General features: G+C 64.6%; 25 protein-coding genes and 1 pseudogene. 13 read left to right on the top strand and 13 right to left on the bottom strand.

Annotated features, from left to right (window positions below; all coding sequences use genetic code 11):
* Window positions 1-3: 3 nt before the first annotated feature.
* Both HAP40_RS20585 and HAP40_RS20580 read right to left on the bottom strand, forming a co-directional pair.
* The gene (locus HAP40_RS20585; RefSeq protein WP_166816102.1) at window positions 4-831 is read right to left on the bottom strand and encodes a lytic murein transglycosylase; all 828 of its coding nucleotides are present in this window, start codon (window positions 829-831) and stop codon (window positions 4-6) included.
* A gap of 130 nt (window positions 832-961) precedes the next feature.
* Entirely contained in the window at window positions 962-1,870 is a 909-nt protein-coding gene (locus HAP40_RS20580; RefSeq protein WP_166816103.1) for a DUF2189 domain-containing protein, read from the bottom strand.
* Between the two features lie 332 nt (window positions 1,871-2,202).
* Here HAP40_RS20580 and HAP40_RS20575 point away from each other — a divergent pair, with 332 nt between their 5' ends.
* Complete coding sequence (locus HAP40_RS20575; RefSeq protein WP_166816104.1) at window positions 2,203-2,604, top strand: DUF3597 domain-containing protein; 402 nt, start codon at window positions 2,203-2,205, stop codon at window positions 2,602-2,604.
* 82 nt (window positions 2,605-2,686) lie between these two features.
* Here the strand turns inward: HAP40_RS20575 and HAP40_RS20570 are convergent, their stop codons facing one another.
* Complete coding sequence (locus tag HAP40_RS20570) at window positions 2,687-2,962, bottom strand: GNAT family N-acetyltransferase (RefSeq protein WP_166816105.1); 276 nt, start codon at window positions 2,960-2,962, stop codon at window positions 2,687-2,689.
* Window positions 2,963-3,274: 312 nt separating this feature from the next.
* Here HAP40_RS20570 and HAP40_RS20565 point away from each other — a divergent pair, with 312 nt between their 5' ends.
* Window positions 3,275-3,670 carry an SPW repeat protein gene (locus HAP40_RS20565; RefSeq protein ID WP_166816106.1) on the top strand — a complete coding sequence of 132 codons (396 nt, stop codon included), beginning with the start codon at window positions 3,275-3,277 and terminating at the stop codon, window positions 3,668-3,670.
* 48 nt (window positions 3,671-3,718) lie between these two features.
* Here HAP40_RS20565 and HAP40_RS20560 read toward each other — a convergent pair whose 3' ends face one another.
* The gene (locus HAP40_RS20560; RefSeq protein ID WP_166816107.1) at window positions 3,719-3,994 is read right to left on the bottom strand and encodes a GNAT family N-acetyltransferase; all 276 of its coding nucleotides are present in this window, start codon (window positions 3,992-3,994) and stop codon (window positions 3,719-3,721) included.
* Window positions 3,995-4,082: 88 nt separating this feature from the next.
* Entirely contained in the window at window positions 4,083-4,442 is a 360-nt protein-coding gene (locus tag HAP40_RS20555; protein WP_166816108.1) for a hypothetical protein, read from the bottom strand.
* A gap of 111 nt (window positions 4,443-4,553) precedes the next feature.
* On the opposite strand from HAP40_RS20555, the gene HAP40_RS20550 reads away from it, so the two are divergent.
* From HAP40_RS20550 to HAP40_RS20525, 6 genes and pseudogenes are all read left to right on the top strand, one after another.
* Window positions 4,554-5,033: a hypothetical protein gene (locus tag HAP40_RS20550; protein ID WP_246741068.1), complete on the top strand. Its 480-nt coding sequence runs from the start codon at window positions 4,554-4,556 to the stop codon at window positions 5,031-5,033.
* Between the two features lie 105 nt (window positions 5,034-5,138).
* Window positions 5,139-6,746, top strand: coding sequence for an acyl-CoA synthetase (locus tag HAP40_RS20545; RefSeq protein WP_166816110.1), 1,608 nt, complete (start codon window positions 5,139-5,141; stop codon window positions 6,744-6,746).
* A gap of 9 nt (window positions 6,747-6,755) precedes the next feature.
* Entirely contained in the window at window positions 6,756-7,616 is an 861-nt protein-coding gene (locus HAP40_RS20540) for a PCC domain-containing protein (RefSeq protein WP_166816111.1), read from the top strand.
* Window positions 7,617-7,705: 89 nt separating this feature from the next.
* Window positions 7,706-8,473: an AAA family ATPase gene (locus tag HAP40_RS20535; protein WP_166816112.1), complete on the top strand. Its 768-nt coding sequence runs from the start codon at window positions 7,706-7,708 to the stop codon at window positions 8,471-8,473.
* 1,047 nt (window positions 8,474-9,520) lie between these two features.
* The gene (locus HAP40_RS20530; RefSeq protein WP_166816113.1) at window positions 9,521-10,084 is read left to right on the top strand and encodes an SRPBCC family protein; all 564 of its coding nucleotides are present in this window, start codon (window positions 9,521-9,523) and stop codon (window positions 10,082-10,084) included.
* Between the two features lie 2 nt (window positions 10,085-10,086).
* A pseudogene (locus tag HAP40_RS20525) lies at window positions 10,087-11,038 on the top strand (cytochrome D1 domain-containing protein).
* Window positions 11,039-11,156: 118 nt separating this feature from the next.
* Here HAP40_RS20525 and HAP40_RS20520 read toward each other — a convergent pair.
* The 6 genes from HAP40_RS20520 to HAP40_RS20495 form a co-directional block, all read right to left on the bottom strand.
* The gene (locus tag HAP40_RS20520; RefSeq protein ID WP_166816114.1) at window positions 11,157-12,083 is read right to left on the bottom strand and encodes a nucleoside hydrolase; all 927 of its coding nucleotides are present in this window, start codon (window positions 12,081-12,083) and stop codon (window positions 11,157-11,159) included.
* Window positions 12,084-12,118: 35 nt separating this feature from the next.
* Window positions 12,119-12,760, bottom strand: a complete 642-nt coding sequence (locus tag HAP40_RS20515; RefSeq protein ID WP_166816115.1) for an HAD-IA family hydrolase — start codon at window positions 12,758-12,760, stop codon at window positions 12,119-12,121.
* A 30-nt stretch (window positions 12,761-12,790) separates the two neighbouring features.
* Window positions 12,791-13,369 carry a DinB family protein gene (locus HAP40_RS20510; protein ID WP_166816116.1) on the bottom strand — a complete coding sequence of 193 codons (579 nt, stop codon included), beginning with the start codon at window positions 13,367-13,369 and terminating at the stop codon, window positions 12,791-12,793.
* 48 nt (window positions 13,370-13,417) lie between these two features.
* Window positions 13,418-16,399 (bottom strand): excinuclease ABC subunit UvrA, encoded by a 2,982-nt coding sequence (gene uvrA / locus HAP40_RS20505; protein WP_166816117.1) that lies wholly within the window; start codon window positions 16,397-16,399, stop codon window positions 13,418-13,420.
* A 264-nt stretch (window positions 16,400-16,663) separates the two neighbouring features.
* Window positions 16,664-17,332, bottom strand: a complete 669-nt coding sequence (locus HAP40_RS20500; protein WP_166816118.1) for an outer membrane protein — start codon at window positions 17,330-17,332, stop codon at window positions 16,664-16,666.
* A 229-nt stretch (window positions 17,333-17,561) separates the two neighbouring features.
* Entirely contained in the window at window positions 17,562-18,332 is a 771-nt protein-coding gene (locus tag HAP40_RS20495) for an outer membrane protein (protein WP_166816119.1), read from the bottom strand.
* A 456-nt stretch (window positions 18,333-18,788) separates the two neighbouring features.
* On the opposite strand from HAP40_RS20495, the gene HAP40_RS20490 reads away from it, so the two are divergent.
* The 3 genes from HAP40_RS20490 to gyrA all read left to right on the top strand — a co-directional run bounded on the left by HAP40_RS20490 (window position 18,789) and on the right by gyrA (window position 22,762).
* On the top strand, window positions 18,789-19,283 hold the full coding sequence (locus HAP40_RS20490; RefSeq protein WP_166816120.1) for a single-stranded DNA-binding protein: 495 nt from the start codon (window positions 18,789-18,791) through the stop codon (window positions 19,281-19,283).
* 156 nt (window positions 19,284-19,439) lie between these two features.
* Window positions 19,440-19,838 carry a DUF2306 domain-containing protein gene (locus tag HAP40_RS20485; protein ID WP_166816121.1) on the top strand — a complete coding sequence of 133 codons (399 nt, stop codon included), beginning with the start codon at window positions 19,440-19,442 and terminating at the stop codon, window positions 19,836-19,838.
* Between the two features lie 191 nt (window positions 19,839-20,029).
* On the top strand, window positions 20,030-22,762 hold the full coding sequence (gene gyrA / locus HAP40_RS20480; protein ID WP_166816122.1) for a DNA gyrase subunit A: 2,733 nt from the start codon (window positions 20,030-20,032) through the stop codon (window positions 22,760-22,762).
* A gap of 69 nt (window positions 22,763-22,831) precedes the next feature.
* Here the strand turns inward: gyrA and HAP40_RS20475 are convergent, their stop codons facing one another.
* The gene (locus tag HAP40_RS20475; protein WP_166819432.1) at window positions 22,832-24,685 is read right to left on the bottom strand and encodes a potassium transporter Kup; all 1,854 of its coding nucleotides are present in this window, start codon (window positions 24,683-24,685) and stop codon (window positions 22,832-22,834) included.
* A gap of 193 nt (window positions 24,686-24,878) precedes the next feature.
* Window positions 24,879-25,136: a hypothetical protein gene (locus HAP40_RS20470; protein ID WP_166816123.1), complete on the bottom strand. Its 258-nt coding sequence runs from the start codon at window positions 25,134-25,136 to the stop codon at window positions 24,879-24,881.
* A 276-nt stretch (window positions 25,137-25,412) separates the two neighbouring features.
* On the opposite strand from HAP40_RS20470, the gene coaD reads away from it, so the two are divergent.
* A complete protein-coding gene (coaD, locus tag HAP40_RS20465) occupies window positions 25,413-25,907 on the top strand; it encodes a pantetheine-phosphate adenylyltransferase (RefSeq protein WP_166816124.1) in 495 nt (164 codons plus the stop codon).
* Window positions 25,908-25,944: 37 nt separating this feature from the next.
* Window positions 25,945-26,508 carry a peptidylprolyl isomerase gene (locus tag HAP40_RS20460; protein ID WP_166816125.1) on the top strand — a complete coding sequence of 188 codons (564 nt, stop codon included), beginning with the start codon at window positions 25,945-25,947 and terminating at the stop codon, window positions 26,506-26,508.
* Window positions 26,509-26,513: the final 5 nt, after the last annotated feature.

The following is a 26,513-nucleotide window of genomic DNA, read 5'->3' as shown; positions in this document are numbered from 1 at the left end:
GGATTAAGGGGCGCGCGCCAGCTGGGCGGCGAACGAGGCGACGGTCTTGGAATAGACCTCGCTCTTGTTCCACTGCTGGAGCACTGTGAAGTTCGGACCACCGGGCTGCCAATCCTTGCCGCGCTGCCAGCCATAGCCGGCGAGATAATTGGCGGTGGAGGCGAGCACGTCGGGTGCGTTGTGCAGGAGATCGCGCTTGCCGTTGCCGTCGAAATCGACGGCGTATTTCATCCAGGACGACGGCATGAACTGGGTCTGGCCGAGCTCGCCGGCCCAGGCGCCCTTCATGTCGGCAGGCGCAAGATCGCCACGCTGGACGATGCGCAGGGCATCCAGCAGCTCGGCACGAAATTGCTCGGAGCGCCGGCAGTCATAGGCCAGCGTCGCCAGCGAGCGGATGGTCGCGAATTTCCCGGTGTTGACGCCGTAATCGGTCTCGAGCCCCCAGATTGCGACCAGCACTTCACTTGGGACGCCGTAGGCCTGCTCGATGCGCGACAGCACCGAGCCGTATTGCTTCATCATGTTGGAGCCGCGCTGCAGGCGCGGCGGCACCATGCGGCCGGAAAATTCCTCGAAGCTCTGGGTAAAGACCTTCTGCGAGCGGTCGCGGTTGAGCACGGTCGGGTCGAGCGTCACGCCGGTGAGCCCCGCGGCAATGGCCTGCTGCGAGATGCCTTTGGCGGCGGCGTCGGTTTTGAAGTCCGCAAGCCAGGCGTCGAAATTGCCCGAGCCGCAGGCAACAGCGGCGGCGGGCGCCGGCTGGGCTGACAGGATTGACGCGGAGAGGGCGAAGGCTGCGAGAGCGAGACGAGAAATCGTCGGGGTCATCAGATGAAATGAATTCCGTGAGGTGATCTGACCGGCAGAGGCAATCTCGATTGTAACCGCGGCCAAAGCAAGGCGTGTGACAGCGTGAGACCCTGTCCGAACCGGGCAGGGTCTCACACCCACGATATCGTCAGGCATCCGTGTTGTTTCGCCACGGGAAGAGGTTGGCGGGAAAGTCCGCGGCCGGCTTGCGCGGCCGATGCGGCGGAGGCGGCACCGGGCGCGCGCCCGGATCTGACTCGATCACCTTGCGGTAGAGATGCCAGGTGGCATGGCCGAGCAGGGGGATGACCACGGCAAGACCGAGGAAGGCCGGGATCGTGCCGAGCGCCAGCAGCACCGCGACGATCAGGCCCCAGGCCGCCATCGGCACCGGGTTCTTCGCGACGACGCGCAGCGACGTCGTCATTGCTTCGAAGGCACCGGCATGACGGTCCAGCATCAGCGGAAAGGACACGGCGCTGATGCAGAGCGCGGCGAGCGCGAACAGGAAGCCGGTGCCGCAGCCGACCACGATCAGCCACCAGCCCTGCTCAGTCGTCAGAACGCGCGTCATGAAGTCCGAGATGCCGGTCACGCCCTCGTAGCCGAATGCCGTGACGTAGATCGCCTGCGCGGTCGCAACCCAGGTCACGAACAGAGCGAGCAGCAGCGTGCCGAGGCCGAGCATCGCGCCGAACGAGGGTGAGCGCAGCACCTCCATGGCGTCCCATGCCGTCGCCTCTTCATGGCGTTCGCGCCGGCTGGAGAGTTCATAGAGGCCGAGTGCCGCGAAGGGGCCGATCAGCGCAAAGCCCGCGGCCAGCGGAAACAGCAGGGGCAGCACCGAATAACCCATCACCACGCGCGCGAGCACGACGCCAAGCACCGGATAGATCACGCAGAGGAGGATGGCGTGGCTCGGAACGGCCTTGAAATCCTCCCAGCCGCGCTTCAGCGCATCGTGCAGGTCGGACAATTGGATGGTTCGGATCACCGGTCCAGCCGCTTCCGCGGGCTGGGCCATCGTGGGGACATTGCCCTGGTAGAGTGTGGCCATGGTCGCTAGCTCCCTTGCCGCGCAGCTGATCCCGCGCCGGCAACGGCGCAAGCGGCCGCTTTCTTTGAACTATCGCGATTCCGACCAGACGCGAATTCCGGACGGCATCGCGAGCTGAGCGGTCAGCGTACTCCCAATTCCGAGTCCTGTCCCTCAGCTTGGGGGAAATTCGATGACGCAGTGCAACCTCGACGATGTCATTCGGTCGTCATTTCGCCGCAGATAAGCTGATGCTTCGTGGTGGCTCGCGGAACTTCGCGGGCGCCACGACGTATCTTCGTCTATAAGTGCCACTCAAGGCCCTTCCAACGCATCCTTTTTGGGGAGCAGACATGAGCATTTTCGGGAAAATCATGGGCGCGATCTTCGGCAGCCAGCCAGCTAGCGCGGCGCCTGCCGGCAGCGCACCCGCAAGCAGTGCACCGGCAAGCAGCGCACCCGGCACATCGGCACCGGCCGCCGCACCCATGGCGGCTGTCGATGTCGCCGCGATCGTCGACAAGGCGGCAGCTGCGCACAAGGGCGAGAAGCTGGAATGGCGCACCTCCATCGTCGACCTCATGAAGTCGCTCGACATCGACTCCAGCCTTGCTGCGCGCAAGGATCTCGCCAAGGAGCTGGGCTACACCGGCGACATGAACGACTCGGCGAGCATGAACGTCTGGCTGCACAAGCAGGTGATGTCCAAGCTCGCCGCCAATGGCGGCAAGCTGCCGCCGGAGATCAAGCACTGACCGATCGCCAGGTCGTAGCGCCAAGGGCCCGCGATCTCGCGGGCCCTTTTGCGTTCAGGCCAAGATATTTCAGGCCGAGATGTCAGGCCAAGAGATCCGCATCCTCCGGATGTCTCTCGAGATAGTCGACGACGAAGCCGCAGCCGGCGATCACCTTCCGGCCGTCGCGGCGTATCAAGTCGAGCGCGCCCTTGACCAGCTCGGAGGCGATGCCGCGGCCGCGCAGCGCGCGTGGCGTCTCGGTGTGGGTGATGATCACGGCCGACGGGGTCAGCCGATAATTGGCGAAGGCAATCTCGCTGCCGACATCGAGCTCGAAGCGGCTTCTGTCCTTGTTGTCGCGTACCGAGGCCGCCATGCGAAATCCTTCCAAAGTGCAGATTGCCTTCTGATCTAAGAGACGGCGCCCACCCTTGCCAAGGCCAGACCAAGGGAGATGGCTGCAGGGGAGATATCTGCAAACGTGTGCCCCGCGGTGCGGTAGGAAAGTCTCGCTATGCGAGCATGATGCATTGACCGCAAATATTGTTCGATATTGCTCTTGCAAGGCAAATTTCGGTTCCCACGTCCTCGACAGGACATACGCCCGAATGCGGCCGGCAGGGTCGTTAGGCATTCGGAGTGTCATGGTCACCGGCCGCCGACGTATGCCTCTTTGCAGGAGGGTACGATGTCGGACTCTGGTTTTCTGAAGACTCATCGAACATGGGAAGACTGGTGCGGGATGCTGCTCGGGGCGGCGATCGTCGCTTCGCCGTGGTTTCCTGTCCAGGAACCGGCGATCGCCGGACACCAGACGGCGATCCTGAATACGATCGCGATCGGTCTGGTCGTGTTTGGCATCAGCCAGCTCGAATATGTCGCCTTGCAGCGCTGGCAGGAGGTCACGACGATCCTGGTCGGACTATGGCTCATCGCCTCGCCATACGTGATCGGATATTCCGGTGAAGGCTTTCTCCGCATCTACCACACGAGCCTCGGTGCGGCGGTGGTACTGCTCGGCATACTCCAGCTGTGGCAGGACTGGGATATGAACGACCAGGACATGCTCAAGCACGGCCAATAGGCCGCTGATCTCGGCGGATCCGCCGGAAGCGAGCGGCGGCCTGCGTCCTTATCTCGTCACGAGATCTGCATAGTCCGGGTGCTTCTCGATCCACGCCTTCACGAACGGGCATTGCGGGATCAGCTTCAATCCGTCGGCACGGACGTGGTCGAGCGCGCCTTGCACCAGCCTCGAGCCGACGCCCTTGCCACCGAGTTCCTTCGGCACGTCGGTATGCTCGAAAGTGATCACGTCGCCGTCGAGCTTGTAATGCTCGGTCGCAAGATGGCCGTCCATCGCGAGCTCGTAGCGGTGATGGTCCTTGTTGTTGATGACGTTGCTCATGTCGTCGATCTCTCCAGCTGTGAGCCTCGCGCGCGAAGCCGTAACGCGCGGTCGGCTCATCCGGTTTCCGTGGCTGAGAGCGATCGGCTCAATCGGTCGCTTTGGCCAGTCTGGAATCCTCGGGCTGCGGCTGCGGGCGAAGGCACCCCTGGCAGATGACGAGGGAGCGGTTGACCCTGGCGTCCTGCTCGGCCTCGATGCCGTCCTGCGCCTGCCACCACTCCTTCGAATAGGGCGCAAGGCCGGCTTGCGACGGGTTGCGCTCGGATGCTGCCGCGGCGCGCGTCACCCGCGGGGCAGAACGGGGCTGATTGGGATCCTCGCCGGCGCCATCCCAGGCGTAGCGCGCAGGCTTGAGGGTAGGACCTGAAGCCAGCTGTGCTTGCGGGCCCACGGCGCATCCGGCGAGCGCCAGCGTGAGCAGGAGGGTGGCGGGCGCTTTGATCATGACATGCACTCTGTCGGCGGAGACGGATGAAGGGTGCGCCGATCATGTTTAAAATTCCCTGAACGATTGCGGTCGTGGCTGCGACCAACGCCAATGCGATACCTGGTCCTCATGCTTGCTCTGTTTGCCTCCGCGGCTCGCGCCGACGAGGCAAGGCCGTTCAATCCGGCCGACTATCCGCCCGGCGTGCAGAAGGCGGTGCGCTTCGCCAACGAGGAATGCGACAGCCAGGAGGGCGGCGCCGTGACCTTCGCGCCCGAGACTGTCCGAAAGATCGACCTGACCGGCGATGGCCGTGAGGACTACATCGTCGACTTCCAGGAGACCAAATGCGGCGATCGGGAGACGACCTATTGTGGAACCGGCGGCTGTGTCATGAAGATCCTGGTGACGCTGCCGGACGGCAGCATGCGTGAAGTATTCGACGGCTACGTCCTCCGCTACAAGATCATGGCCCCGTCGGTGAAGCGCGGCGCCGCGCGCACGGTCCGCTTCGATCTGCATGGCAGCTTCTGCGGCGGCTTTGGTCCGCAGACCTGCGTCAAGCAGAAGGCCATCACGGCGACGCCGTTCGCGTTCAAGCAGCCCTAGGGGAGCCGTGGATCCGGCGGCCTTGCGGGGGCGCTGGCGATGGCGATAAATGGGCTGCAATGAGCGGGCAGCCCGCTTGCCGCCCGTCGTCGAAGAGGAAGCCCGATGCAACCCCTGCGCATGTCCCGCCGCGTCATGAATCTCGCTTATATGCTGACCCAGAATGCGCGGCGGCATGGATCGCGCCCCGGCTTCGTCTGGGGTGACAAATACTGGACCTGGCGCGAGATCGATGTGCAGGTCTCGGCGCTGGCGGCTGCGCTCGCCGCGCGCGGCATTGCCAAGGGCGACCGCATCCTCGTCCATTCCAAGAATGGCGACGAGATGTTCTTTTCGATGTTCGCCGCGTTCCGGATCGGCGCGGTCTGGGTCCCCACCAATTTCCGCCTGATGCCGGATGAGGTCGCCTATCTCGCCGAGGCCTCCGGCGCGAAGGCGTTCCTGTGCCACGTCGATTTTCCCGATCACGCCGCGGCGGTGAAGGGCGGCGCACTGGAATTCACCTGGAGCGTCGACGGCAACGCGGCGTTCGGCGCGCGCTCGGTGGCCGACGCCATCGCCTCGCATGCGGGCGCTGCCGTGGACAACGTTGCCGTCGAGCACGACGATCCCTGCTGGTTCTTCTTCACCTCCGGCACCACCGGCCGCTCCAAGGCGGCCGTGCTGACCCACGGCCAGATGGGATTCGTCGTCACCAATCATCTCGCCGATCTGACGCCCGGCACCACCGAGCAGGATGCCTCGCTGGTGGTGGCGCCGTTGTCGCATGGTGCCGGCGTGCATCAGCTGATGCAGACCGCGCGCGGCGCGCGCACCGTGCTGCTGCCGACCGAGAAATTCGACATCAACGAGGCGTTCCGCCTGATCGAGACGCATCGCGTCAGCAATCTCTTCACGGTGCCGACGATCCTGAAGATGATGGTCGAGCATCCCGCTGCCGACAAATACGATCATTCCTCGCTGCGCCAGGTCATCTATGCGGGCGCGCCGATGTATCGCGAGGACCAGAAGGCGGCGCTGAAGAAGCTCGGCCAGGTGATCGTGCAGTATTTCGGCCTGGGCGAGGTCACCGGCAACATCACGGTGCTGCCGGCCGCGCTGCACGATCCCGAGGACGGCCCGCACGCGAAGATCGGCACTTGCGGCTTCGAGCGCACCGGCATGCAGGTCTCGATCCAGGACGACGAGGGCCGGGAGCTCAAGGCCAACCAGAGCGGCGAGATCTGCGTGATCGGGCCCGCCGTGTTCGCCGGCTATTACGACAACGCCGAAGCCAATGCGAAGGCGTTCCGCAACGGCTGGTTCCGCACCGGCGATCTCGGCCACATTGACGAGGAGGGTTTTGTCTACATCACCGGACGGGCCTCCGACATGTACATCTCCGGCGGCTCCAACATCTATCCGCGCGAGATCGAGGAGAAGATCCTGACCCATCCCGCGGTCGGCGAGGTCGCCGTGCTGGGTGTGCCCGATGCGACCTGGGGCGAGGTCGGCGTTGCCGTCTGCGTCGCGCGCGAGGGCGCGAAGGCCGTGAGCGAAGCCGAGATGGCGGCGTTCCTGTCGCCGAAGGTGCCGCGCTACAAGATGCCGAAGCGGTTCTTCTTCTGGGAGGCGCTGCCGAAATCCGGCTACGGCAAGGTGCCGAAGCGCATGGTGCGCGACGAGCTCGAGGCGCGCGGCCTGCTCGATCTCGACAACACGAAGGCAGGTTGAGCCGGCGTCATGCGCGTCATCAAGCAGCCGGGCGCACCTGGCGCAGAACGTATCCAATGGGTGGAGGCGAGGGGGCGTGCCTTCGCTTTCACGCTTCAAGCCGGCCTGCCGCTGCTGGAAGCCGCGCGCCGCGGTCTTGCCGCGGAAGGTTTTACCGGCGGCGTGCTCAATTTTGGCGCGGGCGCGCTTAGGCCGTTCGGCTATGTGATGCCGGCGCTGTCGAAGACCGGCGAGAACGCGGCGTTCTACAGCGATACGTTCCGGCCCGAGGGCGTGACGCGCGTGAGGCTCGGCAGCATGACGCTGGGCATGCGCGACGGCGCGCCGTTCTTTCATTGTCACGGGCTCTGGACCGAGGCTGACGGCAAGACGAGCGGCGGCCACATGTTGCCGGACGAGACTGTCGTCGCCGAGCCGTTCGAGGTCGAAGCCTTCGGTCTCGACGGTGCGATGTTCACGGCGGAGCCTGATCCCGAGACCAATTTCAAGCTGTTCGGGCCGCTGGCCGCTGCGAGCACCGGCGCGCGAACGACGCGTCGCGCCTTCGCGCTGCGGCTGCGGCCGAACCAAGACTTTGCGGGTTGCCTCGAAGCGTTTTGTCGCGCGCATGGAATTGCGCGCGCCAGGATCCACGGCGGCGTCGGCTCCACCATCGGGGCACGCTTCACCCATGGCGGCGTGACCGAGCCGTTCGCGACTGAGCTGGCAATAACGTCCGGCGCGATCGTGCCGGGAGCTTCCGGTGCGCTCGAAGCCGCGCTCGACGTCGCCCTGATCGACTACACCGGCGGCATCGCCGAAGGCCGCCTGGTCCGCGGCGACAATCCCGTGCTGATGACGATAGAGCTGGTGCTGGAGGTGGTGGAGTAGCTTGCCAGGGTCCGGGCGGGTGAGGCCTAAGATTGCGCTTTGCAATCTTCTTGTTCCTGTTATGTTCCATGAAATCTCCGGGGCGGGCAATGGCACGAAAAGGCAATCGGACAATCAATTTGCCCGCGCCCTATCTGAAGCGGGTCTGGCTCGACCCGTCGCAAGTTCGCGATCGCGAGGCATACCCGTTTTGCCTGCCCATCTTCCCGGATGATTTCGAGCTCAGCTTCGACGCCCCCATCACGATCATCGTGGGAGAGAACGGCACCGGGAAGTCGACGATCCTCGAGGGCATCGCGGCGCTCGCCGGCTACGACGATGCCGGCGGAGGCAAGGGCTACATGCCGGTCGATCATTCCGAAGCGCGCGAGCAGATGGGCGGCCAACTCTCGAGGGCGCTGCGCGCAAGCTGGCTGCCGAAGATCACCAATGGCTGGTTCTTCCGCGCGGAGAGCTTTTTCTCGGTCGCGCGATATCTCGACAAGGCGGCGCGTGACGTCGGCCAGGCCGGCCCCGATTTCCTGTCGCATTCCCACGGCGAAGGCTTCCTGCGCTTCTTCGAGGAGCGCTGCCAGCGCCAGGGCATCTTCATCTTCGACGAGCCGGAATCGGCGCTGTCGCCGGCGCGCCAGATCGAGTTCCTGAAGCTGCTGCGGCGCATGGAAGACTCCCGCATCTGCCAGGTCATCATGGCAACCCATTCGCCGATGCTGATGGCCTACCCCAATGCGCGGCTGCTGCGGCTCGAAAAATACGGTCTGGAGCCGGTGACGGTGGAGCAGACCGATCATTACCGGGTGATGCGCGAATTCTGCGACGATCCGCGCGGGTTCGTGGAAGCGACGCTGACGGAATGATGGGTCAGTTGGCGGTCGTTCTCTCCGCCGTCATTGCGAGGAGCTCTTGCGACGAAGCAATCCAGAACCGTTCCGCGGCGGCAGTCTGGATTGCTTCCGCCTTCGCCAAGGCTTCGGCGGACAAGTCGCTACGCTTGCAATGACGGAGTGAAGGGCAGCAGCGCACTCAACCCTCGTGTCCCGGACAAGCTGCAACGCGCGAGCGTTGCGGCGCAGAGCCGGGACCCAGCAAGCCGCAGCATCGCTGATGCCTAGGCCCCGGCTCTGCAGCGCATCACTTCGTGCTGCGCAGCGTCCGGGGCACGAGACTGTCGTCGAATGGCTGGCACAGTCTCCCGTTCTCGCGGCACATCGTGCCCGAGCTTGCGTTGGTCACCACCCTCAAGAGTGCCGAGGGCGCAGGGAAGGCCGGGTGCCGGCTGGCACCCGCGGTCCGCTGTGCGCAATTGCGCTGGAAGCAAATGCACAGCAGCATACAGGTGAAGCCCAACATCCGGCCTTCCCTGCGCAGTGGTTTGACGGCTTATGTCGTGCTCTCCCCGGGGAGCGATGCACTATTGCCCCCGTCGCCTTGCGGATGACTGATGCGCGCGCCCGGTCGGGCCGCATACATCACCGCAACACTTGGCGCACAGACCCCGGGCGCCAGGACCACACGATTTTGCCGTACGCAGGCTGCACCCATCATATGCGCGCATCGCCTGCTCACGGAGTGACCCGCCCTGCAAACCAGCTGCGCGCGGCGCCGCCCGCGTCCACCACGCCCCATCCCGCGTTCGTGACGATCGCGATCCGCCCCTCGGCTCGGGTTGGGGTGGTCGAAACATGCGATAATTCCGAATTCGCGTAAAGCGAATTGTTTTGGGCCTGACAGATTGACCATGGTCTCGTGTGTTTTGCCCGGCGGGCAGCGCAAGGGCTGGTGTGGATGCCGGCGGCGACCTCGCCACAGCCGTGCCACGAACAGGTCTCCCCATGGTCCAAAATTGCGCTACGATGAGTTCAGCGCGCCCTTAAGTCGCGCAGATTGAGGAACGAGGAAACGACATGAGGATGAGAAGCGGAACGGCGCTCGCCGGGGTGGCGGCGCTGGCGGTGGCGGGGATGGCTCTGGCGGCTGCTTTCGAGCCGGTGTGGGCCCACGGGCCGACCCGCCAGAAGGTGCGGGAATCCATCGAGATCAGTGCGCCGCCGGCCAAGGTGTGGGCCGCAATCTCCAATTTTCAGGACATGAGCTGGCTGCCGCCGGTCACCAAGACCGAAGGCCAGAAGGGCAACGAGGTCGGCGCGACGCGGACGCTGATCCTGACCGGTGGTGCGGCGGTCGAGGAGGAACTCTACAAATACGAGCCCGACATGCAAAGCTATTCGTACCGGATCACCAAGGTCGACGTGAAGGTGCTGCCGGTGACCAATTATTCCTCCACCTTGACGGTATCGCCCGCGCCTGATGGCAAGGCGAAACTGGAATGGGCCGGCGCGTTCTATCGTGGTTACCCCAACAACGATCCGCCGCCGGAGCTGAGCGACGAGGCGGCCAAGACTGCGGTGACCGGCCTGTACAAGGCCGGGCTCGAGTCGCTCAAGAAGAAGATCGAGAGCGGAAGCTGATCGTGCGGGCGCTGGTCCTGGCGGCCTTGGCCGCCAGCCTTTGCGGTGCCGGTCTGCCGCGCGCGTCCGCCGAAGAGGCGTTCGTCACCAACCAGCTCAGCGACGATCTGATGGTCGTGGACCTCGCCGCCGCGCGCGGGGTTGCGACCATCCCGATCGGCGGCAAACCGGCCGGCGTCGCCGTCAGCGCGGACGGCCGCTTTGCCTATGTGACGAGCCCCGACGCCAAGGCGGTGACGGTGGTGGACGCCGCAGCGCGGCAGATTACGGGGCGCATCGAGGTCGGCGGCGGGCCGCTCGGCATTGCGTTGGCGCCGGACGGCAAGACGGTCTATGTCGCCGACTGGTATGCCGCTGCGGTCCGGGTGATCGACGCGGCGAGCCGCAGCGTCGTGGCCAGCATTGCGGTCGGCGCCTCGCCATCGGGGCTTGCGGTGACACCGGACGGCAAGCTGCTGCTGTCGGCCGACCGCGACGACGACAGCGTCTCGGTGGTGGACACCGCGACGCGTCAGCGCAAGGCGATCATCAAGGTCGGCACGCGCCCGTTCGGCGTCACCATCGATGCCGAGGGCAAGCGCGCCTACACCGCCAATGTCGGCTCCGACGACGTCTCCGTGATCGACATCGCCGAAGGCCGCGAGATCGGCCGCGTGCCAGTCGGGATGCGGCCCTATGCGGTGGCGCTGACGCAGGGGCGCGGTTTCGTCACCGACCAGTATGGCGGCACCGTCAGTGTGTTCGACCTCGCGAGCTTGAAGCCGATCAAGCGCATCACTGTCGGCGACTATCCGGAGGGCATCAATGCGACCGCCGACGGCAAGCGCGTCATCGTCGCCTGCTGGGAAAGCAACACATTGAGCGTCATCGATGCCGCCGAGCTGAAGGTGATCGGTGAGATCAAGACCGGCGACGGCCCGCGCGTTCGGCGCGTTCTTGCGGAAGACGGAGTAGGGGCGTGTAGGGTGGGTTAGCGTCAGGTGAGTAGGGTGGGCAAAGGCGCAGCGCGCCGTGCCCACCATTTCTCCACCGCCTCGGCGCGCAATGGTGGGCACGCTTCGCTTTGCCCACCCTACGGGACCTTCGACGCGGCGAAGTCTCGCAGCTTCAGGAAAAAATCCTTCAGGATCGGGTTGCGATCCACATAGGTCACGTAGCGGATCGGATGGCGCCGGCGGTCGATGCTCCACGTCATCTGGTCCGTGAGAACAGGAGCGGGGATGATCACGCTCGGCGCCCATGCGGGGTTCAGCAGCCATCCGACCGGCGCCATGTCCCAGATCTCCTTGGCCCAGCCCATGTGGTCGGACGAATACGCCTTGAACCGCATGGCGAGAAAGGCGCCTATACTGCCATGCGGTTCGACGTAGCGCTCGATCTCCGGCACCGTCGAGTGCAGGCGCGAGGTGACGCCCCTGCACGGCACCAGCACGAGCGGAGCGCCGCTGTCGAGCAGCACCTGCGTTCCGCCGACATCCTGTTTGAGGTTGAACTCTATGGTGTCGGGCCATTCCAGAGCATGACCGCCGAGCCAGACCACCACGACGCGGTCGATGAGGTCAGGCGCCGTCAGGAGGGCGGAGGCCACATTGCTGATGGCACCGATGGCGATGACGTAGAGCGGATTGTCCGGCGTGCCCGCGCGCGCCCGGGCGATGAGGTCGTCGACGGCGGGGGCTCGCTGCGCCGTTTTGCCGGGGCCGACATAGTCGGTGACGCCGCGATGCACCAGGCCATCAGGCGCGATGTTGAGGCGCTCCAGCAGGCGAAGGATTTCCTCATAGCTCAGCTCCATGCCGTGGCCGGGACTGTCCGCGCGCGCATTGAAGAACGGCGCGGCGTAGATCGCCTCGACGTCGAAACGCTCCGGTGACAGCAGCGTTTGTACGAGCGCGAACTGGTCGTCGATCTCGTTATAGGTGTCGGTGTCGAGCACGACCCGCAACCGGCCGACCGGCGGCTCCAGGAGCTTGAGGCGGCTTGCGTCCGTGAGTGTCATTGCCGTCTCCCTGCGCCGTGTGTGACGATTGCGGATCAGGCTCTCCGCTGAATCCGGCACACCACTTCGGCGATCTCCTCCATCTGCGCAAACATGTGATCCGGCGCAAGCGCCCGCAGCGCCGCCGGGGCCGCATAGCCCCAGCACACGGCGCCGCAGGCGATGCCGACGGCGCGCGCCGCCTCGATGTCACGGACCTCGTCGCCGATCGAAATCACCTGGGCGGGCACGACGCCGGCACGGCGAACGACCCGGCGGAATTTGGCGGGTTTGCCGAACAGCGACGCCGCGCAGTCGAAATGTGAAAACAGCGCTGCGGCGTCCCCGAGCTTCTCGCGCGCATTGGCCTCGCTGTCGGAGGTCACCAGCGCGAGCTGCATGCCGTTCGCAGCCAGCGTCCGCAGCATTGCCTCGACGCCCGCAAACAGCGGAATCTCGGCCGCCGCCTCTGCCTTCAGCCGCCGCGCATGCCGCGCGATCGCCGGCAGCTTCCACAAGGGCACCTCGAGCCGGCTGAGAATCTCGCGGCTCGAAGCGTGCCGCAGCTCCTCGATGTCCTCAGGCGCGACGCGACGAAAATTGAAGCGATCGGCGACGTCGTTGATGGTGCGCAGGAACCACGGGAAGCTGTCGGCGAGGGTGCCGTCGAGATCGAAGATGGCGAGGGAGTAGGGCACGTGACGGAAAGACTCCGGATGTCGCTTCGTTCATCTAGCCAATGAGCTAGAATTCCAAACAGTGTCCTCGGTCCAGCCCAGATCGGCAAATTCGGTGGCACGAAGCGATGCTTCTCCCTCCGCAAAGAACTCGTCAAGCTGAGGCGGTGTGACGCTCGTTCCGGACAGCATGGCATGCGCCTGTCCGCGATGATGAATTTGATGCTGGAACAGATGCATGAGCAGCCGGTCGCATCGTTCGGTCTGCACGGCCGGGTCGCGATTGATCCGCACAACGCTGTCGAGACTCTCGGGCGTCAATGCATCGCAGACCGCGATCAAGCGCTTGTCGACCGCGGCTTGCGCGGGCTTGAGCGCGGCGAGGGCAGGGTACGGCACCTCGTTCTTCCAGGCCGCCGGGCCCAACCATCCGCCCTCCAGCGCGTCGACATAGAAGAGATCAATGACATGGATGTGGTTGAGCGTGCGCTGCAGGCTTGGAAAGAACCCGATGCGCTCGGCTTCGAAACCAGCCTGAGGCAGCGCAGCGCAAGCCGTGAGCAGCCGATGGTTCGCCCAGGCGTTGTTATGGGCGAACGCGCGATAGGTCTGCACAAGTCCGGCAGGCAAAGCTCATTCTCCCTCAGACAAGTGCGTCGGCCCATCCAGCCGTGTAAACTACTCCGCCGCCTCACTCGTGCTCCGCCGTTTCGTCTTTCTGGCCTTCTTCAGCACCGGCTCGAGGAATTTGCCGGTATAGCTCCGCGGCGCTTTCGCGATGTCTTCTGGCGGGCCCCAGGCGACGATCTCGCCGCCGCCGTCGCCACCTTCGGGGCCGAGATCGATGACCCAGTCGGCGGTCTTGATGACTTCGAGATTGTGCTCGATGACGACGACTGTGTTGCCCTGCGCGACCAGCTCGTGCAGCACCTCCAGCAGCTTCTTGACGTCGTGGAAGTGCAGGCCGGTGGTCGGCTCGTCCAGGATGTAGAGCGTGCGGCCGGTGGCGCGCTTGGACAGCTCCTTGGCAAGCTTGACGCGCTGGGCTTCGCCGCCCGACAGGGTCGTCGCCTGCTGGCCGACATGGATGTAGTCGAGGCCGACGCGGTGCAGGGTGTTGAAGGTCTCGCGCACGCGCGGCACCGCCTTGAAGAACTCGGCGGCCTCCTCGACGGTCATGTCGAGCACGTCGGCGATGCTCTTGCCCTTGAACAGCACCTCCAGCGTCTCGCGGTTGTAGCGCTTGCCCTTGCAGACGTCGCAGGTGACGTAGACGTCGGGCAGGAAGTGCATCTCGATTTTGATGACGCCGTCGCCCTGGCACGCCTCGCAGCGGCCGCCCTTGACGTTGAAGGAGAAGCGGCCGGGCTCGTAGCCGCGCGCTTTCGCTTCGGGCAGGCCGGCGAACCATTCGCGGATCGGCGTGAACGCGCCGGTATAGGTCGCCGGATTCGAGCGCGGGGTGCGGCCGATCGGCGACTGGTCGATGTCGATGATCTTGTCGATATGCTCGAGCCCCTCGATGCGGTCGTGCGGCGCGGCGCCCTCGCTGGCATTGTTCAGCTTCCGGGCGATGGCGCGGTAGAGCGTGTCGATCAAGAGCGTCGACTTGCCGCCGCCGGACACGCCGGTGACGCAGGTGAACAGGCCGAGCGGGATCTCTGCGGTGACGTTCTTGAGGTTATTGCCGCGCGCGTTGACCACCTTGATGGTACGGCGATGGTTCGGCGGGCGCCGCTCCGGGACCTCGACCTCAAGCTCGCCGGTCAGGTACTTGCCGGTCAGCGATTTCGGGTTGCGCATGATCTCGGCGGGCGTGCCTTCGGCGACGATGTTGCCGCCATGCATGCCGGCGCCGGGGCCGATGTCGAGCACGTAGTCGGCGAGGCGGATGGCGTCCTCGTCATGCTCGACCACGACCACGGTGTTGCCGAGGTCGCGAAGTCTCTTGAGGGTGTCGAGCAGGCGGGCGTTGTCGCGCTGGTGCAGGCCGATCGAGGGCTCGTCGAGCACGTAGAGCACGCCCGTCAGGCCCGATCCGATCTGCGAGGCCAGGCGGATGCGTTGGCTCTCGCCGCCGGACAGCGTGCCGGAGGAGCGGGAGAGGGTAAGGTAGTTGAGGCCGACGTCGAGCAGGAAGGTGAGGCGCTCGCGGATCTCCTTCAGGATGCGGCCGGCGATCTCGTTCTGCTGCGCGTTGAGCGCTTCAGGCACGGTCTCGAACCATTCGCCGGCCTTTCTGACCGACAGCTCCGAGATCTCGCCGATATGCCTGGCGCCGATCTTGACGCAGAGCGCCTCGGGCTTGAGCCGAAACCCGTGGCACGCCTCGCAGGGGACGTCGTGGAAATACTTCGCCAGCTCCTCGCGCGCCCATTCGCTCTCGGTCTCGCGGTAGCGGCGGTTGATGTTGGTGATGACGCCTTCGAACGGCTTCTTGGTGTCGTAGGAGCGCACCCCGTCCTGGTAGGAGAACTTGATCTCGTCCTCGCCGGAGCCGTAGAGGAGCGCGTCCTTCGTCTTCTTGGCGAGATCCTTCCACTTGGTGTCGAGCGTGAACTTGTAGTGCTTGCCGAGCGCGGTCAGCGTCTGCTCGTAATAGGGCGACGAGGATTTGGCCCAGGGCGCGATCGCGCCCTTGCGGAGGGACAGCTCCTTGTCGGGAATGACGAGGTCTTCGTCGACATGCTGCTCGACACCGAGGCCGCCGCAGGCGGGGCAGGCGCCGTAGGGATTGTTGAACGAGAACAGGCGCGGCTCGATCTCGGGGATGGTGAAGCCGGAGACCGGGCAGGCGAACTTTTCCGAGAACAGGATGCGCTCGGGGCCGCTCTTGTCGTGGATTTTCGCGGTCTTCTTTTTCTCTTTCTCTTCCGCGGGCGCGGTGGCCGGCGCGTCGGCGAACTCGACGACGGCGAGGCCTTCGGCGAGCTTCAGCGCGGTCTCGAAGCTCTCGGCGAGGCGCTGGCCGATATCGGCGCGCACCACGATGCGGTCGACGACGACGTCGATGTCGTGCGGGAATTTCTTGTCGAGCGTCGGCGCTTCGGCGAGCTCGTAGAAGGTGCCGTCGATCTTGACGCGCTGAAAGCCCTTCTTGAGCCATTCGGCGAGCTCCTTGCGGTACTCGCCCTTGCGGCCACGCACGACCGGGGCGAGCAGATAGAGACGCGTCCCCTCGGGCAGCGCCAGCACGCGATCGACCATCTGCGAAACGGTCTGGCTCTCGATCGGCAGGCCCGTGGCCGGCGAATAGGGCACGCCGACGCGCGCCCAGAGCAGGCGCATGTAGTCGTAGATCTCGGTGACGGTGCCGACGGTGGAGCGCGGGTTCTTCGACGTCGTCTTCTGCTCGATCGAGATCGCCGGCGACAGGCCGTCGATCTGGTCGACGTCGGGCTTCTGCATCATCTCCAGGAACTGGCGCGCATAGGCCGAGAGCGATTCGACGTAGCGGCGCTGACCTTCGGCGTAGATGGTGTCGAAGGCAAGCGAGGATTTGCCGGAGCCGGAGAGGCCGGTGAACACCACGAGCTTGTCGCGGGGAATCTCGACGTCGATGTTCTTGAGATTGTGCTCGCGCGCGCCGCGGATCGTAATTGCGCGCAGGTGCGAGCCCGCGTTCTGTTGTTGACGCTTGGCCTTGATCACTTCGTCCATCCCGGTGGTCCTCAAGGAAGCCCAAAGACACGCGATCGCGCCAATGAAAAAGGCGCGCTTCGCCCGGAACCGGGATCGGCGCCGATGGGTATGGCAGCGAACGTAGGAAGAACGAGAGCGGATTTCCAGTGGCGTTTGCGAATCGTCAACGGAATGTTGGCGCGCTGGCGGCATCTGGCAGCAGGAGCGGGGGACTTGTGATCCCACCAAACAAAAAGGCCGGCGCGAGGCCGGCCTTTCGTGACGATGTGACGTCGGTAGTGATCAGTACTTCGCGACGATCGGGCCGCCGAAGTGATAGTTCACGCCGACCTGCACGGTGTGGAGGTTGAGCGTGCCAGAGTTCAGCGGAACGCCCACACCACCGAAATAGGTCTCGCTGCCGAGGCTGCGATAGAGGTACTCGCCCTTGACCGACCACTGCGGCGCGAAGAACGCTTCGACGCCCGCACCGACGGTCCAGCCGGAGTGGAACTTGCTGTCGGAGACGGTCAGGCCGAGCGTAGTGATGCTGATCTTGTTGTCGATCCAGGCATAGCCGCCGGTGCCGTACAACAGCACGTTGTTGACGGCCCAGCCGATGCGGCCGCGAACGGTTCCGAGCGCGTCGGTCTTGGACGCCACGGTGATGCCGAGTGCAGTCGCCGAGGCGTTGACGTCAGCCCAGGCTCCGTCGGCCTCGATGCCGAACACGACGCTGCCGGTCTGCCAATTGTAGCCGGCCGTGCCGCCGACGAAGCCGCCCTGCATTGCCGGGCTGTTGGCGTCTTCCCAAGCGCCGCCGCCGACGACACCGAGATAGAAGCCGGTCCAATTGTACACAGCAGCCGGAGCAATCGGAGCCTTGGTGTACGGACGAGCCGCCAGGTCAGCAGCCGACGCGGGCGCGGCGAGAGCGAACAAACAGGCCGAAGCCAGCAAAACCTTCTTCATATTCAACTAATCCCAGTCCCAGTTTCTGTTGTGCCTTCCGTAATCGGAAAGGCAGCGGACTCGATGGCCCAACTATTGCCGTGCTTACACCAACGAAGCCGCAAGTTGTGTCTCTCAAAAGCCACAACAGACGCAAAACGTAATGGTTGCTGACTCATTACCGCGCTGATCCCAGCAAAAAGGCCGGCGCGAGGCCGGCCTTCGATTCCAAAATGATATCAAGCGGGTATCAGTACCTTGCGATGAGCGGACCGCCCCAGCGGTAATTCACGCGGATGAGAGCCATATCGACGTCCTGGCTGATACGCTCGGAGCGTGTAACGACCCCAAGCGGAGCGATTACGAAGTTGCCAGACCCGGTGAAGTTGAGGGTGCGGTCGCCGAGGAAGATGTGATTGTACTCGAAGCCGACCGACCAGTTCGGCGCGAATCCGAACTCGACGCCTGCGCCCACAGTGGCGCCCCAACGGGATTCGTTGGCCCGGTCGAATTCGAGACCGGTGGCGAGATCGTAGCTCCGGTAGCGATCGCCGACGACGGCGCCGCCGCCCTTCACGTAGAGCAGGACATTGTTCCAGGCGTAGCCGACCTGTCCGGTGAACAATCCGAAGGCGTTGATCTTGGAACGATCGCGCAGGCCCGTCGCTCCGCTGATATTTTCGCCGGAGAAGTCGGCCCAGTTGCCCTGACCCTCGAGGCCGAACACCCAGTTGGTCGACTGCCAGCGATAGCCGACCTGGCCACCGACCGTGCCGCCAACCGCGTTGTGGCAGCCTTCGCCGACCAGAACGCCCGTAACCGGCGTCACGAAATCCCAGCACTTGCGGCTGGTGCCGCCGCCGCCGTTGATACCGATGTAGAAACCGCTCCAATCGTAGATGGTGGCGACCATCGGTGCCGGAGCCTTCGTGTAGGGACGCGCCGCCATATCCGCCGCGCTTGCGGGGGCCGACAGGCCCATTGCCACTATGCCGATTGCTCCAAGCAGAATCTTATTCATTGCAGTCTCCCCAGTTTCGTCCGCTTCTTGAAAATCCCGAAGCGGTTGATCAGGCGCGACGCCCATATGAACTAAGTCCAAGGCAACGGTAGCCTAAGGTGTGGGCAAAGTCCGTCTCCGAAATGCCACACTCGCGCGCCGACTGATCCGCTGCAACTTGATGAATGTTAAGCGGTTTTCCCCGTTCACGGGAACCGGAAAAGGTTCCGTCGAGACGCGCTTTGCGCCGGCGCCACGGTCCGGCCGGGCCTCCATTCAGGATTGCTGCTCGATAAGAACAAATCTGGAACAAACAGAGGGTCGATGCTATATAATGGGGATAACCTGAGGCGTGACCGGCTGATCGGCGCCCGGACGTGTGCGGCGAGCGTATAGGGTCGCCTCAACACAGGTTGCAGGCCGCGAGGGGCGGTCCTGCGTTCTGGAATTCAGTGGCATTCGGAGTGGAGAGCGGCGATGGCGGGAAGCGTCAACAAGGTCATTCTGGTTGGAAATCTCGGCAAGGATCCGGAAATCCGCCGCACCCAGGACGGGCGGCCGATCGCGAATTTGAGCATCGCCACGTCGGAGACCTGGCGCGACAAGAACAGCGGCGAGCGCAAGGAAAAGACCGAGTGGCATCGCGTCGTGATCTTCAACGAGGGGCTCTGCAAGGTGGCCGAGCAGTACCTGAAGAAGGGCGCGAAGGTTTACATCGAGGGCGCACTGCAGACCCGCAAATGGACTGACCAGAGCGGGGTCGAGAAATACTCCACCGAGGTCGTGCTCCAGGGCTTCAACTCGACGCTGACGATGCTCGATGGCCGCGGTGGCGGCGGCGGAGGCAGCAGCTTCGGCGACGAGCCGGGCGGCGATTTCGGCTCCTCCGGCCCGGTCAGCAGCGCGCCGCGCCGTCCCGTTGCCGCTGGCGGCGGACGCAACAGCGACATGGACGACGATATCCCGTTCTGAGGCTGGATCGCAGGCGGTTCGTCCTTCACATTGGCTTATTCGCCCAGAGCGATAAAATTCCCCAGCAATTGACGGGTAAAGCTCGGTTTTCCGAGCTTGCTCATGTTGTGCGTCAGCTTTTGACAGTGTCCGCTGCCAACCTGAAGGTGCTTCCGCATGAGCCTTGCGCCGCTGCTTGATGCTGCTCCGGCGATCCCGCTGCATGCCTTCGCCGCGATGGCTGCGTTCGTCCTCGGGATCGTCCAGATCGCCGCTCCCAAGGGCGCGCTGCCGCACCGGGCTTTGGGCTGGCTCTGGGTGGTGCTGATGCTTGTCGTGGCGCTCAGCTCGTTCTGGATCCACGAGATCCGTCTGGTCGGTCCGTGGAGCCCGATCCATCTGCTCTCGATCTTCGCATTGGCGATGCTCGTATTGGGTGTGATGGCTGCGAGAGCTCACAATGTTCGCCGCCACAGGATCACGATGGCCTCGATCTTCTTCGGCGCCCTCGTGACTGCCGGGCTGTTCACCTTCATGCCCGGCCGGATCATGCACGCGGTGGTTTTCGGGCCTTGAGGGGTGGCCGAAACTCACTGTCGGGCGCGGGCTGCCGGTGCCTCAAAGGATGCCCGGGAACAGCGGTCCGCCAACCCGGTAAGTGCATGAAAAAACGAACGGAAAAAGCGCTTCCCGGGACCCCGCAAGGGTGGTTATCAGGGGTGCGATGCGCTATATGATTCCCAGACAAAACCTCACCGGATTTCCCCTTGGCTGACGACGACAACAAGCCCGGCGACCAGCCGGCGCAACCCTCAGACATTCGCCCCGTCTCCATCCTCGACGAGATGAAGAAGTCCTACCTCGATTACGCCATGAGCGTGATCGTGTCGCGTGCGCTGCCCGATGCGCGCGACGGTTTGAAGCCGGTGCATCGTCGCATCCTGTTCTCGATGAACGAGCAGGGGTTCACGCCGGACAAGAAGCACAAGAAATCCGCCGGTATCGTCGGTGACGTCATGGGTAAATATCACCCGCACGGCGACCAGGCGATCTACGACGCGCTGGTGCGCATGGCGCAGGACTTCTCCTTGCGCGAGCTGCTGGTGGACGGGCAGGGCAATTTCGGCTCGGTCGACGGCGATCCGGCGGCGGCGATGCGCTACACCGAGTCGCGCCTGACCAAGATCGCGCAGAAGCTGCTCGAGGACATCGACAGCGACACCGTCGACTTCCAGGACAATTACGACGGCTCCGAGAAGGAGCCGGTGGTGCTGCCGGCGCGGTTCCCGAACCTGCTGGTCAACGGCGCCGGCGGCATCGCGGTCGGCATGGCCACCAACATCCCGCCGCACAATCTCGGCGAAGTCATCGACGCCTGCGTGGCTCTGATCGACAACCCGTCGCTGACCATCGACGAGCTCATCAACATCATCCCGGGCCCGGATTTCCCGACCGGCGGCATCATCCTCGGACGCCAGGGCATCCGCAGCGCCTATCATCTCGGCCGCGGCTCCATCGTGATGCGCGGCAAGGTCACGTTCGAGACGATCCGGAAAGAACGCGAGGCGATCGTCATCACCGAGATCCCGTATCAGGTGAACAAGGCGACGATGGTCGAGCGCATCGCCGAGCTCTACAAGGAAAAGAAGATCGAGGGCATCTCCGATCTGCGCGACGAATCCGACCGCGACGGATACCGCGTCGTCGTCGAGCTCAAGCGCGACGCCGTGCCCGACGTGGTGCTCAATCAGCTCTACAAGTTCACGCCGCTGCAGACGAGCTTCGGCGTCAACGCCGTTGCGCTCGACTCGGGTCGTCCGCTGACGATGAACCTGAAGGACATGCTGACGATCTTCGTCGGCTTCCGCGAGCAGGTCGTCACCCGCCGGACCAAGTACAAGCTGCGCAAGGCGCGCGAGCGCGCGCATGAGCAGGTTGGCCTCGCGATTGCGGTCGCCAATATCGACGAGATCATCCGTGTGATCCGACACTCGCCGACGCCGGCTGCCGCGCGCGAGACCCTGATGACGCGCGACTGGCCCGCACGCGACGTCGAGGACATCATCACGCTGATCGACGATCCCCGCCATCGCATCAACGAGGACGGCACCATCCGCCTGTCGCTGGAGCAGGCGAGGGCGATCCTCGAACTGCGGCTGGCGCGCCTCACCGCGCTCGGCCGCGACGAGATCGGCGACGAGCTTTCCAAGCTTGCCGGCGAGATCGGCGAGTATCTCGAGATCCTGCGCTCGCGCGCCCGGATTCTCGACATCATCAAGGCCGAGCTCACCGAGGTGAAGGCCGAGTTCGCCACCCCGCGCCGCACCGTGATCATGGAGCAGGAAGGCGAGGTCGAGGACGAGGACCTGATCCAGCGCGAGGACATGGTCGTCACCGTCTCCCACGCCGGCTACGTCAAGCGCGTGCCGCTGTCGGCCTACCGGGCGCAGCGCCGCGGCGGCAAGGGCCGCGCCGGCATGCAGACCCGCGACGAGGATTTCGTCAGCCGCCTGTTCGTGGCCTCCACGCACACGCCGGTGCTGTTCTTCTCGTCCCGCGGCCAGGTCTACAAGGAAAAGGTCTGGCGCCTGCCGATGGCCGCGCCGAACGCGCGCGGCAAGGCGCTGATCAACATCCTGCCGCTAGAGCAAGGCGAGCGCATCACCACCATCATGCCGCTGCCCGAGGATGAATCGACCTGGGGCAACCTCGACGTGATGTTCGCCACCACCGGCGGCAATGTCCGGCGCAACAAGCTGTCCGACTTCGTCGACGTCCGCCGTTCCGGCATCATCGCCATGAAGCTCGACGACAACGAGGCGATCGTCGACGTGCAGATCTGCACCGAGCGCGACGACGTTCTGCTGACCGGCGCCGGCGGCCAGTGCATCCGCTTCCCCGTCACCGACGTGCGCGTGTTCACCGGGCGCACCTCGATGGGCGTGCGCGGCATTGCGCTTGGCGAGGGTGACAAGGTGATCTCGCTGGCGATCCTGCGCCACGTCGAGACCAGCTCGGACGAACGCTCGGCCTATCTGAAGATGCGCCGCGCGGTGGCCGGCGAATCCGCCGCCGAAGAGACGGCGGTGGACAACGAGGCCGAGGAGACCTCTGGCAGCTTCCAGCTCGCGCAGGAGCGCTATGCCGAGATGTCAGCGCAGGAGCAGGTCGTGCTCACCGTCTCCGTCAACGGCTACGGCAAGCGCACCTCGTCCTACGAGTATCGCACCACGGGCCGCGGCGGCAAAGGCATCGTCGCCATGAGCGTCAACAACCGCAACGGCAATCTGGTTGCGTCCTTCCCCGTGGAGGATGCCGATCAAATCATGCTGGTCACCGACAAGGGCCAGCTGATCCGCTGCCCGGTCGAAGGCATCCGCGTCGCCGGCCGCTCGACCCAGGGCGTGATCGTGTTCGACACCGCCGAGGACGAGCATGTCGTCTCGGTCGAGCACATCACGGAAGAAGCCGAGAGCGGCAACGGGGCGAACGGGGAATAGTGCGAATAGTGAGTGGCGAATAGCGAATGGAATAGCTTCTATTCGCTACTCCCTATTCGCCATTCGCTATTAAATCTCCAGCTCCGTCCCGAATTCCACCACCTGCTTGGTCGGCACGCCGAAGAACGCGGCCGAGCGTTCGGCGTTGCGCTGGAGGAAGGCGAACACGCTTTCGCGCCAGACCCACATGCCCGGGACGTCCTCGCGCGGGATGATGGTCTCGCGGCCGACATAGTAGGTGATATCGGAGAGGTCGATGCCGGGGAGTTTGCCCTGGCGGCAGGCGAGCGTCAGCCCGTCATAGATCGTCGGGTTCTGCATGAAGCCGTAATGCAGGACCACGCGGGTGATGCCGGGGATGATCTCGATCACCTCGGCGCGTTCCTCGTCACTGATGTGCGGGGATTCCTCGATCAGGACGGTGACGAGGACGATGCGCTCGTGCAGGACGTGGTTGTGCTTGACGAACTGCGTCAGCGCCAGCGGCACGCCTTTCGGCGCAGATGCCAGGAACACCGCGGTCCCGGGCAGTCTTGCTCTGCACTTGTTGACCGCGGTTTCGATCAGGTCTTCCTCGGGCTGTCGCAGCTGTCCGCGCGCGGCCTCGACAAGCTTCACGCCGGCGCGCCAGGTCAGCATCATGAAGGCGACAAGGGCCGCCAGCAGCAGCGGAAACCAGCCGCCTTCGAACAGCTTGATCGAATTGGCCGAGAAGAAGATCACGTCGATCACGAAGAAGAAGCCGTTAACGGCAACCACGAGCCACGGCGAATAGCCCCACTGGATCGCAACCAGCGCGGCAAGCAGCGTGGTGATCGCCATCAGCAGCGACACCGCGATGCCGTAAGCGCCGGCAAGAGCTTCCGAGGAGCCGAAGCTCAGAACCGCGCCGAGCGTTGCTGCCGCCAGCAGCCAGTTCACCAGCGGCACGTAGATCTGGCCCATCGCATGGCTTGTGGTGTGGCGGATCTGCATGCGCGGCAGGAAGCCGAGCTGGATCGATTGCTGGGTCAGCGAGAACACGCCGGAAATGATCGCCTGCGAGGCAATCACGGTGGCGAGCGTCGAAAAGGCGACCAGCGGGTAGTGCAGGGCGTCGGGGCACAGCTGGAAGAACGGATTCTCGATCAAGGTAGGATCGGTGATCAGGAGTGCAGCCTGGCCAAAATAGTTCAGCACCAGCGCCGGCAGGCAGATCGCGAACCAGGCGAGGCGGATCGGGAAGCGGCCAAAATGCCCCATGTCGGCGTACATGGCCTCGCCGCCGGTCACCGCGAGGAAGGCGGCGCCGAGGATCGCGAAGGAGATGTGAAAGTCCTGGTGGATCAGGAAGTTGAAGGCATAGAGCGGGCTGAGCGCCGCCAGCACCGCCGGCGCCTGCGCGATGCCGTGGATGCCGAGTGCGGCGAGCACGACGAACCAGGCCAGCATCACGGGGCCGAAGATGCGGCCAATGAAGCCGGTGCCCTGCTTCTGCATCATGAACAGTCCGACTAGGATGGCGATGGTGATGGGCACTACGGCGGGCGCGAGCGAGGGGGCGTCGACCTTGAGGCCCTCGATGGCGCTCAGCACCGAAATCGCGGGCGTGATCGCACCGTCGCCATACAGCAGTGCAGCGCCGATGAGGCCGACGACCAAAAGATGCGCCCGCCAGGAGCCCGGTTGGGCGTTGCGGGCATGCAGCAGCGCCAGCAGCGCGACGATGCCGCCTTCGCCGCGGTTGTCCGCGCGCAGGATCAGCAGCGCGTATTTCAGCGAGATGATCAGCAGCAGCGCCCAGAGGATCAGAGAGGCAACCCCGAGGACAGCGTCGTGAGTCAGTGTACCGCCATGGGCGGCCGCCTTGGCGGCTTCCTTCAGGGCGTAGAGGGGGCTGGTGCCGATATCGCCATAGACCACCCCAAGGGCGCCCATGGTCATGGCAAGCGGTAGCGGATCGGGATGATGGCCGGAAGCGACTGCGGGCGTACTGGACAATGGCACCCCCCGATGGAATCGCGCCCGGCGGATCATTCCGACGGGCGCGAGCACAACGCAGTCTGCGACGGGACGTCGCAAATATCCATGGGGTTTATTTTGGGGAGCTTACCTGACGCGAAGCTGACAAGGCCGACTACGGGGTGCGGTCGGCGGTCACGAGGCGGGCCTCGCGGACATTGGTCTTGGTCCCGGCGCGGCGCAGGCACGAGGCTTCGAAGTTCGGCCAAGCCTGCTGCGAGCAGTCCTTGCCGATGGTCCGGATGTCAAGCCGGTCGCTCTTGGCGAGCGGCTGCGGCACGCTGGCTTCGACGGACGGCGCGAAGCCGGGAAGGACGGTGAGTGCGGCAGCAACAAATGCGGCGATCGCGATCGCTGAGATGGTCTTGATCATTGACGTCCCCTGTGATGCGGCCACTACGCCCGGTGTGCGGCCCGTCATTCGTTGGGTGGATTAGTAACCATGGCCAGTTTCCGGACGTCTTCGCGGATGTCTGAAATGGTTTCGTTCGCGCTCCGTTTTGTTTCGTGGGCGCCCTCAGGACGAAACAATGTGCTCCGTTCCGACAGGAGCGGCCTGAGATTTGTGGGACGGGCAGGAAACGGGCGGGAAATGGGCAAGGAACCGGCCCGGCTTGCCGGCCCGGGCCGGGCGCGGTAGGAGGAGGCCATGCCGCGCATTGCCTTCTATCCCGGTTCCTTCGACCCCATCACCAACGGCCATCTGGACGTGGTCCTGCACAGCGTGTCGTTATGCGACAGGCTGGTTGTCGCGATCGGGGTCCATCCCGGCAAGAAGCCGCTGTTCTCGACAGAGGAGCGGCTCAAGATGCTCCACGACGTCTGCGGACCGGTGGCGTCCCAGGCCGGCTGCGTGCTCGAAGCCGTGACCTACGACGATCTCGCGGTCACCGCAGCGCGCAAGCACGGCGCGACCATCATGATCCGGGGCCTGCGCGACGGCACCGACCTCGACTACGAGATGCAACTCGCCGGGATGAACGGCACCATGGCGCCCGACGTGCAGACCGTCTTCCTGCCAGCCTCTCCGGCGGTCCGCCCGATTACCGGCACATTGGTCCGCCAGATCGCCGGCATGGGCGGAGACGTCTCGGCCTTCGTACCGCCGCTCGTTGCGGCACAGCTCAAGGCAAAATTCGCCTGATAACGGCGCGCTTCCTCTCATCTGATCCGGAGTAGTCATGATCCGAATTCTCGCAGTTCTTGCCGCGCTTCTGTTCGCGGTGCCGGCGGTGGCGCAGCAATTGCCGGCAAATCTCGATAAGGCCAACGCCATCGTCATCGACAGCACCAAGGGCCGCATCGTCATCAAGCTCAGGACCGACATCGCGCCCCAGCACGCCGAGCGCATCAAGCAGCTTGCGCGTGAGGGCTTCTACAACAACGTGCCGTTTCACCGCGTGATGGACGGCTTCATGGCGCAGACGGGTGACGGTCAGAACGGCAACGGCACCGGCGGCTCGAAATATCCGAACCTGAAGCAGGAATTCTCGAAGGTGCACTTTGCGCGCGGCATCGTCGGAATGGCGCGGCGCGGTGACAGCGTCGACAGCGCCAACTCGCAATTCTTCATCATGTTCGCCGATGGCGGCAGCCTCGACAACCAGTACACGGTGATCGGCGAGGTCGTGCAGGGCATGGACGTCGTCGACAAGCTGAAGAAGGCGCCGCCCGGCTCGGCCGGCGGCAGCGTCACCGATCCCGACAAGATGGTGAAGGTGCAGGTCGCATCCGACATCAAGTAGGAGCG

This window comes from Bradyrhizobium sp. 1(2017) (assembly GCF_011602485.2).
Classification (GTDB): domain Bacteria; phylum Pseudomonadota; class Alphaproteobacteria; order Rhizobiales; family Xanthobacteraceae; genus Bradyrhizobium.
Note: the sequence above shows the minus strand (reverse complement) of the source record. Positions and strands in the feature narration are given on the sequence as shown.

Coding starts and splice junctions, on each gene's coding strand:
- HAP40_RS20500 (WP_166816118.1), bottom strand. CDS start 17,332: ATGAAGAAGGTTTTGCTGGCTTCGGCCTGTTTGTTCGCTCTCGCCGCG.
- HAP40_RS20520 (WP_166816114.1), bottom strand. CDS start 12,083: ATGACACTCACGGACGCAAGCCGCCTCAAGCTCCTGGAGCCGCCGGTC.
- HAP40_RS20565 (WP_166816106.1), top strand. CDS start 3,275: ATGTCGGACTCTGGTTTTCTGAAGACTCATCGAACATGGGAAGACTGG.
- HAP40_RS20470 (WP_166816123.1), bottom strand. CDS start 25,136: ATGATCAAGACCATCTCAGCGATCGCGATCGCCGCATTTGTTGCTGCC.
- HAP40_RS20535 (WP_166816112.1), top strand. CDS start 7,706: ATGGCACGAAAAGGCAATCGGACAATCAATTTGCCCGCGCCCTATCTG.
- HAP40_RS20460 (WP_166816125.1), top strand. CDS start 25,945: ATGATCCGAATTCTCGCAGTTCTTGCCGCGCTTCTGTTCGCGGTGCCG.
- HAP40_RS20550 (WP_246741068.1), top strand. CDS start 4,554: ATGCTTGCTCTGTTTGCCTCCGCGGCTCGCGCCGACGAGGCAAGGCCG.
- HAP40_RS20570 (WP_166816105.1), bottom strand. CDS start 2,962: ATGGCGGCCTCGGTACGCGACAACAAGGACAGAAGCCGCTTCGAGCTC.
- HAP40_RS20555 (WP_166816108.1), bottom strand. CDS start 4,442: ATGATCAAAGCGCCCGCCACCCTCCTGCTCACGCTGGCGCTCGCCGGA.
- HAP40_RS20585 (WP_166816102.1), bottom strand. CDS start 831: ATGACCCCGACGATTTCTCGTCTCGCTCTCGCAGCCTTCGCCCTCTCC.
- HAP40_RS20545 (WP_166816110.1), top strand. CDS start 5,139: ATGCAACCCCTGCGCATGTCCCGCCGCGTCATGAATCTCGCTTATATG.
- coaD (WP_166816124.1), top strand. CDS start 25,413: ATGCCGCGCATTGCCTTCTATCCCGGTTCCTTCGACCCCATCACCAAC.
- HAP40_RS20495 (WP_166816119.1), bottom strand. CDS start 18,332: ATGAATAAGATTCTGCTTGGAGCAATCGGCATAGTGGCAATGGGCCTG.
- HAP40_RS20560 (WP_166816107.1), bottom strand. CDS start 3,994: ATGAGCAACGTCATCAACAACAAGGACCATCACCGCTACGAGCTCGCG.
- HAP40_RS20575 (WP_166816104.1), top strand. CDS start 2,203: ATGAGCATTTTCGGGAAAATCATGGGCGCGATCTTCGGCAGCCAGCCA.
- HAP40_RS20475 (WP_166819432.1), bottom strand. CDS start 24,685: ATGACCATGGGCGCCCTTGGGGTGGTCTATGGCGATATCGGCACCAGC.
- HAP40_RS20485 (WP_166816121.1), top strand. CDS start 19,440: ATGAGCCTTGCGCCGCTGCTTGATGCTGCTCCGGCGATCCCGCTGCAT.
- HAP40_RS20540 (WP_166816111.1), top strand. CDS start 6,756: ATGCGCGTCATCAAGCAGCCGGGCGCACCTGGCGCAGAACGTATCCAA.
- uvrA (WP_166816117.1), bottom strand. CDS start 16,399: ATGGACGAAGTGATCAAGGCCAAGCGTCAACAACAGAACGCGGGCTCG.
- HAP40_RS20580 (WP_166816103.1), bottom strand. CDS start 1,870: ATGGCCACACTCTACCAGGGCAATGTCCCCACGATGGCCCAGCCCGCG.
- HAP40_RS20530 (WP_166816113.1), top strand. CDS start 9,521: ATGAGGATGAGAAGCGGAACGGCGCTCGCCGGGGTGGCGGCGCTGGCG.
- HAP40_RS20490 (WP_166816120.1), top strand. CDS start 18,789: ATGGCGGGAAGCGTCAACAAGGTCATTCTGGTTGGAAATCTCGGCAAG.